A 12,435-nucleotide genomic window follows, 5' to 3' on the forward strand; every position below is an offset into this window, starting at 1 on the left:
GATTGCTCCGTAGCGCAGGGGACTCTGCTATTGCCTTGGGCTCGGGCATCGCCCAGGGCGTCAAGATGTTCACGGATGTGGCTGGCGCTGACAACACAGCTTCACGTGCGCTGGGTAAAGCTACGGATGCACTGACCGATCTTTCTTCTCCCTACGCCAAAGCCCAGAAGCAAGAGCGCGCGGCCAAGATCAAAGCCGCAGAGGATTCCGGCAGCACCTGGGAAGAGGTGAAGGCTTATGCCGGCAGCTTTGCTGACGCACCGCTGGACACAACGCTCAATGCCTTGGGTACTTCTGCCGCCCCTCTGGTCGTTGGCGCTCTTTCTGGGGGGGCTGCGGTTCCCGCCATTGTTGTGCGCGCAGCCCAGATGGGGTTAGCTGCAGCGCAGGGTGTGGGCGGTATCAAGGGGCAGATCCACGAGAGCGTCAAACAAAAGCACCTGGAGGCAGGTGCGAGCGAAGCGGATGCCAGTAAGCGTGCGGACGATGCCCAAGCTTATTCAGGCCCCAATGCTGGGAGTATTGCCTTGGGCGGCGCGCTGGGTGCGATAGCTGGCGGCACCGGTGCGGAGAGCGCGGTGCGGCGAGTGGTTGGACAGCGTTTGGCCAGTGAGGCTGTAGAAAAGGCAGCCCCTGGCGTGCTGCGCGCCGCTGCAACTGGTGCTGCAAAAGAAGCGCCAATGGAAATGCTGCAGGGCGGGCAGGAGCGGCATGCGGCCAACAAGGCTCTGCAGGCTGAAGGCTTTGATGTACCGACCTGGCAAGGGGTTGCCGGTCAGGCGGCGCTGGAGGGGCTGGCATCCGCACCGATGGGTGGAGGGTTTGGTGCGATGGAGGGAGTCGCACACAAAGGAGCTACCCAGCGACAAGGTGACGGTGCGGCCGCCTTTGCTGCGGGTGAGGCGCGCAAGCCTCCGGAGTCAATCAAAAGCGTGGTTGGCAAAGCGCAGTGGGTTCGAGGCTGGGATGCAGCTCAAGCACAGGTTCAAGACGCGAGTGCCGAGAGCAATTTGGCAGATGCGCCTGCAGATCAGCAGGGCGCTGGTATCGATTCCAGCCAAGCTACAACGCTGTATGCCGATGGTCAAGGCAATGTAGGTCCGACACCCGATGCCGTGGCGCAGCGCCAGGCCTTTATGGATGGTCTGAATATCAAGCAGGAACCGGTTCTAGACGATGCTACGCTGGCAACCCAAGGTGTAACGCCAGCGCCGCAACTGGATACGGGCCGTGTCGATGCCTTGCTGGATGAGCAGACACCCAGTCAGAGTATGGGGTTGGACCCAAACGCTGGCGCGCTGTCCAAGGCTGCGGTGTTGGCAGTGGATTCTGGCGCATCGCCCGTTGCGCAGCAGACCGTCCCGCCAGCGGCAGAACATGCGCCTGTGCAGCAGCAGGCCGTGCCACAGGCACCTGAAGGCGTGGACCCGGACACCGGTGAAATCAGTCTGCAGGCGCAGATGGACGAGATCAAGGGCCGTATCGCCTTCATGCAGCAGCAGGGCGCGGCTCAGGGCTGGAGCAAGGATATGGTGGCCCAGCGCAATGCGCTGCAAACCCAGCTGACGAAGCTGGAGGTGCAGGCTGCAGCTGGCCAGAAGTCGGGCGCTTCAATGACTGGCGCTCCAGCACCGGCAGAGCTGAGCGGAATTCATCAGATTCTGGCCAAGCCAGTTCCCGAGATGAACGAGCAGGAGCTGCAGCAGGCCATTGCCCATTACGGCCCCAGCCACATGCGCACGAAAAAGCTGGAAAAAGCGCTGCAGCTGCTTGCACAGAAACCTCTGGAAGCTATTGAATCAGGAGCAATAACCCATGGCAATCAAACCCCTGAAGCCAAGCAAGGCAGCGCGCAACCAGCGCAAGCAGGACAAGCGCAAGCAGTCGAATCAGCAGCCAGCGGGGTAAGTGCTGCTCAAACCATTGCCCAGGAAGGCAACACTCAGCGCGAGCAGGCGCGCCAGCGCTTGCTGGATGCTTCGGAGCGCTGGACGCGCATGCCGGCAGCAGAGCGACAGTCTCTGGCAAAGGGTGCCAAGGGCTTGAATGCCGTGGCCAAGGCGAATGTGCACAAGAAGGCTTGGGCGGACTTGTCGGAGAAGATGCGCGGCCAGTTGGCTGACGCGATAGATACACAGAATTCCACGGTAGTGCAGGAAAACAATAGGCCTGCAGCTATTGAAAATGGAGCATCTGCAACACAGTCCATTAGCGCCCGAAGCCCTAATTCTGGGGTAAATCGTGCCAGCGGTAACGGATTTGAATGGACGCCAGAGCGTCTGGTATTTGCCAAAAAGATGCTTGAGCAGGTCGAGTTTGGAATTGAAACTGGGATCGGCATTAAACAAATTGCGCAAAAGGTGAAATTCCCTGCGCACATGACTACCGAGCAGCGCGAGCAATTTGTGCGGCAAGCCGCCAACCGATTCAATCTTGTCATTCCTGAAAGCCGCACCGACGCGGAAAACATGGCAGAGGAAATTGAGCAGCGCCGGCAATGGCGGCATGACCTAGTGCCCACAGGTGGCCGTGCTGCCGTCCCAGGGACTAACGATATTCAATTGATGTCGAGCGAAGAACTGAGCGACTACCGAGAAAAGATCTATAAAGACATGCGGGCGGGCATCAGAGGGGCGAAAAAGGCATCTTTGGCCGCTTGGAAGGAGCAGGAAAGGCGATGGGATGAGCTGAAAAAGCGAAAGCTCGCTCCTGCACTTGCTGCAGCCGAGGAAGGCAAGCAGGTCAAGGCCATTGTGCTGGATGCACCCGTGGAGAAGGCTCTGGAAGCAGTGAAGGCTTCGCCAAGTGCTAATGCCGATGCAAGCACGACGCCAGCTCCATATAAAGGCAAGGACGCCGACAAAATTGGCCCCGCCATCGCTGCTGTGCGAGAGCACGTGGATGGAGCGATTGATAAAGCAACGCTGATTGAGCGCCTGCGCCCTCTTGGCCTGACCGAGGCACAAGTTGGCGCTGTCACGTACAAGCTGGGCGACGACTTCACGGCAGCGGATATTCGTGCCGTTTTGACGCAACCAGAGCCAGCAGCCGCAAATGACTTCCCAGTGTCCGAAGCGGTGCAGAGCTACAGCGGTATCTCTCACACTGGCCGCACACGCGCCGAGGGTGACAAGCAGGCCTTTGACAAATTCATGAAGGAGGCCGAGGCGGCAGGCGATGGACTGGCTGAGACTGATACCCAGCGCGAGGCCATGAGCGCGGCCGTGGAGCAACTACGCGCCGATTACCTGCAGCAGTACCGCTCCTTGATGAATGTGCGAGCAGGCACTTACAGCGGATTTGTGGCGGGGCGCGGCAACCTCAACAGCAAGCAGGCCAATGCTCGCAATAGCGCTCTGGACAAAGCAATGGAGCGCTTTAACGCCTGGGTGGGCGATAACGTAGACCGCGTGAGCAAGGCGGTTCTGGCAGCGCGCACTCCCGAGCAGGTAAAGGCTGATCAGGCGGCAGCAGCAGCCCGGATTCAGGAAAAGGCCGACAAGAAGGCGGCAGACCTCAAGGCCACGCTGCTCAAGTTCATGGGCTTCAAGAGTGGCGACAACATGCCTTATGGCAAGAACGTCATCATCACCAAAGTCAGCTATGACCGTGACGGCTATCCCAGTAGCCTGACCTTCAAGATGGTGGATGGCTCGCCTGTGACCGATGACAAGCTGAATCTGGTGGAAGTGCTCAAGGACAAGGGCGAAACACTGGATCAGGCCAAGGCCCGTATTCGTGCGCTGGTCGATGAGGTACGCGCCGAGAATCCCGAACTGACCAAGGGTGCGGGCGCGATTCGTGCGGCCGCGTCTGCTAAGGCCGAAAAGCCAGCCCCAGCACAGGCACCAGCGCCAGCTACGCACCTTGACCGCCATAACGCCATCGAGGACGGGATCAGTACGGGCACGCTGGTGCTGGCCGACTACCAAAGCGCCTTTGCAGAGCTGGAGGCCAATCAGGAAGCGGTGGTGGCCGAGTTGAGCAAGCTGACCAAGGAAAAGCTGCTGCGCGCCGGTGGCCCAGCGTTTACCTACCGCATGAAGGACGATAAGAAGGACGCCATTGTGTTGGCGGCCTACCAGAAGATGCTGGACACCTATGCACTGGGGCGCAGCTATGGGCCAACCAGCTATTTCCTGTCGGCTGCTTCCATTGCCAAGAACAAGGCCGACAAGGCCCAGGCACTGCGCGAGATGGTGGCCAACACCACGGCAGAGGATCTGGCCGCCCGCGCCGCAGAAATCAAGGCCGCGCGCGACGAGTTCAAGGCCCAGCGGGATGCAGCCGCAGAAGCACTGGCTAACCCCAAGAGCCTGCAGGACTTCCGCGGCTTCATGCGCCACTGGATGGATCGCGGCGAAACCATGAATCAGGCCTATTTGCGTCTGAGCCCCGAGCAGCGCCAGCAGTATGACGCGCTGGAGGCAGCCCAGAGCAAAGATGGCCGCGAGGCTGCCAAGCGCCGCGCCCTGGTGAGCGTGGCCAGCGCCGGCGACACCACGGCCGGTGAAGTGATTGCCACCAAGCACACCAAGCACGGGCATGACCTGTTTGTGGTGAAGCTGGCCGAGCGTGTGGAGCGCGACGCTTACGACACCTTGAACAGCAGCGCCAAGCGACTGGGCGGCAGCTACAGCAGCTACCGGGGCAATGGCGCGGTACCGGGTTTTCAGTTCCGCACCCGTGAGGCGGCCGAGGCTTTCCAGAAGCTGGTGGGCGGCGATACCGCACAGGCTCAGGATCTGGCCAACCAGCGCCGCGATGCCTTTGACGATGACAAGAGCCAGAGCGCGGCAGAGCGCCTGCGCACTATGGCCGAGGCGCTGGAGGAGCGCGCCAGCGAGGCATTGGGGGCAGACCGCAAGGTGAATACCGCCCGCCGTGCCCGCTTTGCAGCGTCTGCCGATGCGGCCGCCCGCACGCAGCAGGCACTGGCCGGCACCATGCGCAATATTGCGCAGGCCATTGATACTGGTACCACTCAGTTCCTCGACGGCGTGCGCCAGCGGGTGCAGGTGGAGTACCTGATGGGCCAACTGCGCACGGCCAAAAGCAACCAGCTGCAGGCCAAGTACCCGGACTATGGCGAGCGCATGAAGCGCCAGGGCGAGCCCATGGACTCAGAAACCGTGGACTTTGCCGCCTTCCCCACCTATGAGATGTACCGCAGCGACTGGGCCAGCCTGGCGCGTCAGCTGCTGGCGCTGGACGGTGGCAAGAAGCTGGGTGCCACCCTGGCCCGCACGGCCGACGATGTGACCGAGGCCTATACCGACTGGGCCAAGGAGAACCTGCTGCGCGTGAGCCACTTTGGCAACAAGCTGCAGGGCGGCTTTGCCGAGTTCGCCAGCAAGGACGATGCAGAGCGCGCCATCAAGCGCAGCGGACTGGTGGGCAAGGCCGTGGTGCTGCCCATCAAGCGCGGCCAGAACCGGGTGATTCTCTCGCCCAGCGAGGCCATGCAGCAGGGGCTGTGGCAGGGTGACGGGGACAAGCGCATCAGCATTGGCGCCGAGTTCATTGAAGACCTGATGAAGCTGGGTAAGCGCAAAGGCTCCAAGGCGCTGGCCTTGCCCTGGCAGCTGGAGAATGCCTACGAAAACCGCCATCGCCTGCAGCGCATGGGCATTCTGACGCGCGCCGAGTTCCGCTCGGCTCTGCGCGAGTTGGCATCGCTGCAGCAGGAGATGGCCACGCCTGACCGGATCAAGGAGCTGGAGCTCGCCATGGTGGGCCGCGCCAATGACGGGCTGGACTTCTTCCCGACCAGCCCGGCCGTGGTGCAGAGCATGCTGGACGCGGCCGAGATTGCCGAGGGCATGGCGGTGCTGGAGCCATCCGCCGGCATGGGCCATATTGCGGATGCCATCGTGGCCGAGTCGGGTGTGTGGCCGGATGTGGTGGAGCTGTCGCCTGCCCGCCGCGAGTTGCTGGAAGCCAAGGGTTACCAGTTGGCCGAGGTCAATGACTTCACCCAGATGGAGCCGCGCGGCTTCTTCACCTTTGGCGACACTTTCCGGGCCCCCGATGGCGTGGAGGGCGTGATGCGCGGTGCCGGTGGCCTGGGTAGCCAGCGCGTGGCTCTGGAAGATTCCGAAGGCAACCGTCTGGGCCTGTACGACCGCAGCGAGCTGGTGGGCGTGGCCCAGAACGGCGCATGGTCAGGCTATGACCGCATCATCATGAACCCGCCTTTCTCGGACGGGCGCGACATTCAGCATGTTCAGCATGCCTATAACCTGCTGCGCCCCGGTGGCCGCATCGTGGCCATCATGGGTGAGGGTGCTTTCTTCCAGTCCAACAAGCGCGCCGAGGCCTTCCGCGAGTGGCTCGATGAGCGCGGCGCCACCCATGAAAAGCTGCCCGATGGCTCTTTCATGGACACGAGCTTGCCAGTGAATACTGGCGTGGCAGCCCGCATGGTGGTGATCGATAAGCCGAAAGCTGACATGGTGACCGATGGCATGGACGCCCCCAGCTTCCGTCGCGAAGCGGCAGACACAGCGACGGGCGCGGACTTTGATGTGGCCAGCTTCCTGCAGATCATGAACGAGGGTCAGCCAGCCAGCGCCGCGGCTTCTGGAGCACCGGCCATGAATGTGCGCCCCAGCTTTTCGCCGGCCGCCCGCGCAGAGGCCGTGCGCGCCGTGACAGGTACGGCGGATGCCATCCGCCAGGCTTGGGGCAATGGTCCCGAGGTGATCGTGGCCTTTGACATGCAAGACCCGGTGGTGCCCGAGAGCGCCCGCCGTGCGGACTTGAAGCAGCGCAGCGGCGGTGCCCGTGGCGCGCCGGAAGGCTTCTATTACCAGGGCAAGGTGTATCTGATGGCGTCCAAGCTCAAGACGCCCAACGATGCAGCGCGCGTGTTGTTTCATGAGGCCTTGGGTCACCATGGCTTGCGTGGTCTGTTCGGCAAGGACTTGGGGCTGATCCTGAATCAGGTGGCCGCCATGCGCAAAGCGGAGGTGGACGCGAAGATCACGGAATACGGTCTGCGCCGCGTCAACCATCTGGATCGCCGCACGGCCGCTGAGGAAGTTCTGGCCGAGATGGCGCAGAACACGCCGGAGCTTGGCTTTGTGCGCCGTGCTGTGGCTGCGATCCGCACCTGGCTGCGCACCCATGTGCCGGGCTTCAAGTCGCTGGCCCTGACCGATGCGGAGCTGATCCGTAACTACATCCTGCCGGCGCGGGCCTGGGTGGAGCGGGGTGGTCCCGATGGAGGAAGCAAGGCTGACGCAACTTTCAGCCGCGAAGCTGCGCCCGAGCTACGCATCGCTACCAACTTCACCGAAGCGCGCGAGGCCGCAAAGGAGTTTCAAGGCAAGACGTTGCGCAATAAGCAAACCGGACTGGAAGCCCGTGTATCCCGCAATACTCTGGACAAGATGCTGAGCCGCAAGGCGGTGGAGCAGTCAACAAATGCGCGGGACCAGTCCATGGCTGTTGCCAATGTGGACCGACTCTATGAAGCCGCGATGTTTGGATGGAGTAAGGAAGACCGGGACAGCAATTCCAACATCAATGCGGTGCACCGGTTTTTTGCCCCGATTGAAGTGGACGGCCGCATGCTGCTGGCTAAGCTGACCGTTAAGGAAACTGCAGATACCAATCACGGTAATCCGCTCTATACGGTCGAAACTGTGGAGTTCAACGAAAAAACCCCCGCAGCTCAGTGGGTGGACGCATCTGCCAAGGCCGATGGCCAAGACCTGACTTCCATCCGCTCTGCGGGGGCATTAATGAGTCTAGTCGAAGGTTTGGAACAGCGCAATGCGGCGAGTGGCGACAGCGCTACGGATGAGCCGATGTTCAGCCGCTCCCGCTTCATGGACCTCAAGGACAGCGCCCTGGACCAGCTGAGCCAGACCTTCTCCCATGAGGGCAAGGTATCGCTGTGGGACAAGTCCGTGGGCACCATGCGCCACCTGGCCGAGCGCGTGCCGCAGTTCAAGCCGGTGTTTGAGGCCGCGCAGCGCTTCATTGATGACGTGTCGATGCTGGCCAACGACGCGGCCGACATGGCGCCGCGCATTCTGCCCCGGGTGGAAACACTGTCTGACCTCAAGAAGAAGCCAGTTTCTGCAGAGGACAACAAGGCCATTGCCAAGCCGCTGTTTGAGGGCACGCTGATCTGGGCGCGCGACGAGAACGGAAAGGCGGTGCTAGTGGAAGACCTGCAAAAGCGCTATGAAACCCTGAGCGTGCACAACAAGGCTGCCATGCTTCTCAAGCATGGAAAGATCGACTCTGGGCTGCTGGCGATGTGGCAAGGCCTGCCCGTGGAGCAGTTTGAGAAGCTGATTAACTCTCGTTTTGAGAGCAAGATGCTCAAGCCCGGTATTGTCTGGACTGATTCTGAGCTTAAATCTCAGTTCGGCGCGACGGACAACCAGATCAGCCTGTACCGCGAATCTCGCGCGGCCATTGACCGCTCTATTGACGTGACGGCACGCACTGACATGCTGCGCGTGGTGGGTGAGGACTATGCAGGCTTGCGCGAGGTGGTGCTGGCGCAGCCCTCCGTGGAGTCTGCAGCCCAGCTGCTGCTGGATACGCTGCAGGACGATGCTAAGGCCAACCCAGACGCGGCAGACCGCCTGGGGGTGTACATGCAGCAGATCAAGAACCGCATGGAAACGGCCGCAGAACTGCAGGCCAAGGGCTATGCCCCGCTGTCGCGCTTTGGCCGCTATACGGTGGACGTAGTGGACGCTAACGGCGAGCGCCAATACTTTGGCATGTATGAGAGCCAGCGCGAGTCCAACCTGGCCAAGATGCAACTAGCCTCTGAGTTCAAGGGCGCGACCATCACCCAGGGCACCATGAGTGCCGAGGCCTACAAGCTGTTTGCCGGTGTGACGCCTGAGACTCTGGAGCAGTTCGGGGAGATGCTGGGCCTGAAGGCCGAGGGCAATGAAGCCCAGGACAAGGCGTTTCAGGAGTTCCTGAAGCTGACCAAGAACAACCACAGCGCCATGAAGCGGCTGATTCACCGCAAGGGCATGGCCGGTTTCAGTGAGGATGTTGGGCGTGTGGTGGCCAACTTTGTGTACAGCAATGCGCGCGCTGGGGCCATGGGCCTGAACGCGGGCAAGATGGACAAGGCCATTGGCGCGATTCCCAAGGAACAGGGCGAGCTGAAGGATCTGGCTATGGGCCTGCGCAGCTATATCCGCGACCCACAGGAAGAAGGCCAGGCCGTGCGCGGCATGCTGTTTGCCCAGTACTTGGGTGGCTCGATCGCTTCGGCTTTTGTGAACACCACGCAGCCGTTTGCCGTGACGCTGCCTTGGCTAAGCCAGTACGGCGGCATGAAGAAGGCCGGCGCGCAGCTGGCCCGTGCACTCAAGGACATGGCGACCAAGGGCCACCAGTACGAAGAGGACTTGGCCAAGGCATTGCAGTCTGCTGAAGATGATGGCGTGGTGAGCCCGCAGGAAATCCACCAACTGATGGCCCAGGCGCGCGGCGCGGGCATGCTGCGATCGGGCGATGGCACGAAGGCGGGTGACCTGCGCGCCAAGCTGGCCAACAAGTGGGAGCAGGGCAAGGTGCTGTGGGGGCAACCTTTCGCGCTGGCCGAACAGTTCAACCGCCGTTCTACCTTTATTGCGGCCTACCGGACGGCAAAGGAGCAGGGCATTGCCAACCCCGGCGAGTTCGCGCGCAATGCCGTGATCGAAACCCAGTTCCAGTACAGCAAGGCTAACAAGCCGCGCTGGGCCCGTGGGGCGGTGGGCGGCACGCTGTTCACCTTCAAGACCTATTCGGTCAGCTATCTGGAGCTGATGAATCGCATGTGGACCCAGGGCGGCCCAGAAGGCAAGCGCGCGGTGGGCTGGGCCCTGGCCATGCTGCTGCTGATGAGTGGCGCCGGTGGCGTGCCCTTCATGGAGGACGCCGAGGATCTGATTGACGGAGCCGGACAGCTGATGGGCTACAACATCAGTGCCAAACAGTGGCGCAAGGAGGCACTGGCCAGCGTGGTGGGTAAAGAGTTGGGCGATTTCATGGAGCAGGGCTTGTCGGGCCTGCCTGGCGCGCCAGTCGATGTGTCTGGCCGCCTGGGCATGGGCAACCTGCTGCCCGGTACCGGCCTGTTCCTGACCAAGCCCAACCGTGAGCGGGATCTGATGGAGATGGTGGGGCCTGCCGGTGATTTGGTGAGCCGCGGCTTTACCGGTGCGCGCAAGCTGCTGGGCGGCGATGTGGCCGGCGCGGCGCTGGAAGTATCGCCCACGGCGGTGCGCAATCTGGCCAAGGGTGCTGACATGGCAGCTACTGGCATGTACCGCGACAGCAAGGGCTACAAGGTGATCGACACCACGTTGGCTGAAGCCGCGATGAAAGCCGTTGGCTTTCAGCCCAAGCCTGTGGCCGAGGTGCAGGAGGCCAATAGCTTCATGCTGCGCACCAAGTCGTTGTACACGCAGACCAGCTCGGAAATCAAGGCGCAATGGGCTGACGCACTGTTCCGCAAGGATGAAGCGGCCTTGGCCGATGTGCGCGAGCGCCTGGCCGACTGGAACCGCAATAACCCAGAGCAGCCCATCGTGGTGAAGATGCCCGATGTGTGGAAGAAGGTACGCGAGATGGGCAAGGACCGCAGCGCGCGCATTGCTGATACGGCGCCGAAGGCTCTTAGGGAGCAGATGCGGGAACAGGTGCGATCGCTAGGGTGATTGGAGAACAGAGCGATAGCACGAATTGGCGCTATCGACCCTGAGCGGTCGTTCAAAAGGCCGCATCAGTGTTCACTGCTATTCTGGTCAGGTGTGACAGAATAGTCAGCGAATTGATGACTGCCATCCACGTCAAATATCACAGGTGAGAACGCCGATGATTGAAGCGCCAACACAAGATGACCTCAGGCAGATCGCCTTATCGCTGATTCATGCCCAGCAAACGGTTTCTGAAATTCTTCATTCTGAACTCGATGGGTCAAAGGCCGATCTTGTGCTTATTCAGCGAGCACTTGATTCCGGTGTCATAGACCCAGAGGCGGAGTACACGATTCGTTCACTTGGCTTGGCGTTTGGAAAAGTTTTCGTCAACACCGAATCTGGTTACGACTGGTGGATGATCAATGACGAATATGGACGCGATCCAGCTATTCGTTACCTACAGTCAACTTTGACGTTTCACCCGCAAGACATGCTTCTCAAGAGAGTTGAACGAGGTGAGGAGATCAATATTCCTGAACTCTACGATGGCTTACGTTCACAGCTTCGGGAAATTATTGATGGTGGCGTAGATGGATCGGGCCATCGTTGATTGATGGCTACGAGCACAATGGAGCCGAATCTCAACGACTGCTTTTTGCAGTGGAAACAGGCTTAAGCCGACCCAATGCGGTCATTCGATAGCGTCTGCACGAAGTGACGACCGTCATGGGAATACATTGGCATACGCTGAACTTCCAGTTAGGGAGAAGTTGATGCAGAGTTGTTCATGGTTGCCTTTCAAAAATTCGAATAAGCTCCCATCCACGGGACTGGGTATGTTCAACTAGTTCCTCGAAGTCCATGCCATCAAGTGAAATATTGTCTGGAAATTCATCCGCTACTTTGCAAATGAAGACGGATTCATGAACGTTCCATGTGACCGATGTGAGCTTTCGGCTTGGATCACGTTCCCAAGAAATACTATGCCCTACCACAGGCACAAAAGGCAAAGTGCTTTGCCTCTGTAAGACCGCAAATCGTACATCCGAGCGTGCTACTTCGGCATCAAAAATATTTAGAACAAAAGTGACTTCAAACATACTTGCGCTGATTTGTATTTGGAGTGCTGAACGCTAGATATATGGGACTACATGGGCCTTGACGTAATAGGCCCATGACGGAAGGGATAGGCCTCACAGCGTGATTCTGATCATTTCGAGGATTCGCCACGAAACGAACAATATTGAACCTGCGATGAGCAGACGAAACTGCCAGATAGCAAACTTAAGTGCGCTCTGAATATTGCGCTCAAATGCAGAAAGGACTTCTCGAAGCGCAACTTCAGTTATTTGAGGGTGAGGAGGTTGGTTGGGGTGACTGCCTTGCTTTAGTTGAAGCAAGTTGTAGTTGGCGGACATCGAGGCAGAAACACGATCAAGGGTTCTGCACCCGCAGTAGAAGCTCGCCGCCCAGCAGAGAGTGGCAATGCCAACGGGCAAGAGCCACCACGAAAGAGGGAGTCCATCAGTCTTCTGCACAGCAAACCCTATCGCCGCACCGGCAGCTGCTAGCAAGAAGTAGGTGTACTTATCCTGACCCTGGCTATGGAGCTTGTGTATTTCTGAAATGGTTGACTCGATGGACATTTGAGGCTTAACGGACTAAGTAGCTAAAAAATGATAGTTTCATATCTGATTTTCGAAAAGGATTGAAAGCCCGTTTATGGCCGATCTGAGTTATTCATCTTAGTTGCATTGGGGCG

4 protein-coding genes are annotated in these 12,435 nt (G+C 59.9%); 2 read left to right on the forward strand and 2 right to left on the reverse strand.

Features of this window, described 5'->3' with window-relative positions; genetic code table 11:
- The first annotated feature begins 2 nt into the window (after positions 1-2).
- Together JDW18_RS08775 and JDW18_RS08780 are read left to right on the forward strand one after the other, a co-directional pair.
- On the forward strand, positions 3-10,691 hold the full coding sequence (locus JDW18_RS08775; protein WP_218243249.1) for a PLxRFG domain-containing protein: 10,689 nt from the start codon (positions 3-5) through the stop codon (positions 10,689-10,691).
- Positions 10,692-10,848: 157 nt separating this feature from the next.
- On the forward strand, positions 10,849-11,283 hold the full coding sequence (locus JDW18_RS08780) for a DUF3806 domain-containing protein (RefSeq protein WP_218243250.1): 435 nt from the start codon (positions 10,849-10,851) through the stop codon (positions 11,281-11,283).
- 175 nt (positions 11,284-11,458) lie between these two features.
- On the opposite strand, the gene JDW18_RS08785 is transcribed toward JDW18_RS08780, so the two are convergent.
- Together JDW18_RS08785 and JDW18_RS08790 are read right to left on the reverse strand one after the other, a co-directional pair.
- Positions 11,459-11,773, reverse strand: coding sequence for a hypothetical protein (locus tag JDW18_RS08785; protein WP_218243251.1), 315 nt, complete (start codon positions 11,771-11,773; stop codon positions 11,459-11,461).
- Positions 11,774-11,866: 93 nt separating this feature from the next.
- On the reverse strand, positions 11,867-12,319 hold the full coding sequence (locus tag JDW18_RS08790; protein ID WP_218243252.1) for a hypothetical protein: 453 nt from the start codon (positions 12,317-12,319) through the stop codon (positions 11,867-11,869).
- Between the last annotated feature and the right edge of the window lie 116 nt (positions 12,320-12,435).

Source organism: Comamonas fluminis (assembly GCF_019186805.1).
Lineage (GTDB): Bacteria > Pseudomonadota > Gammaproteobacteria > Burkholderiales > Burkholderiaceae_C > Comamonas > Comamonas fluminis.

Coding starts and splice junctions, on each gene's coding strand:
- JDW18_RS08790 (WP_218243252.1), bottom strand. CDS start 12,319: ATGTCCATCGAGTCAACCATTTCAGAAATACACAAGCTCCATAGCCAG.
- JDW18_RS08785 (WP_218243251.1), bottom strand. CDS start 11,773: ATGTTTGAAGTCACTTTTGTTCTAAATATTTTTGATGCCGAAGTAGCA.
- JDW18_RS08780 (WP_218243250.1), top strand. CDS start 10,849: ATGATTGAAGCGCCAACACAAGATGACCTCAGGCAGATCGCCTTATCG.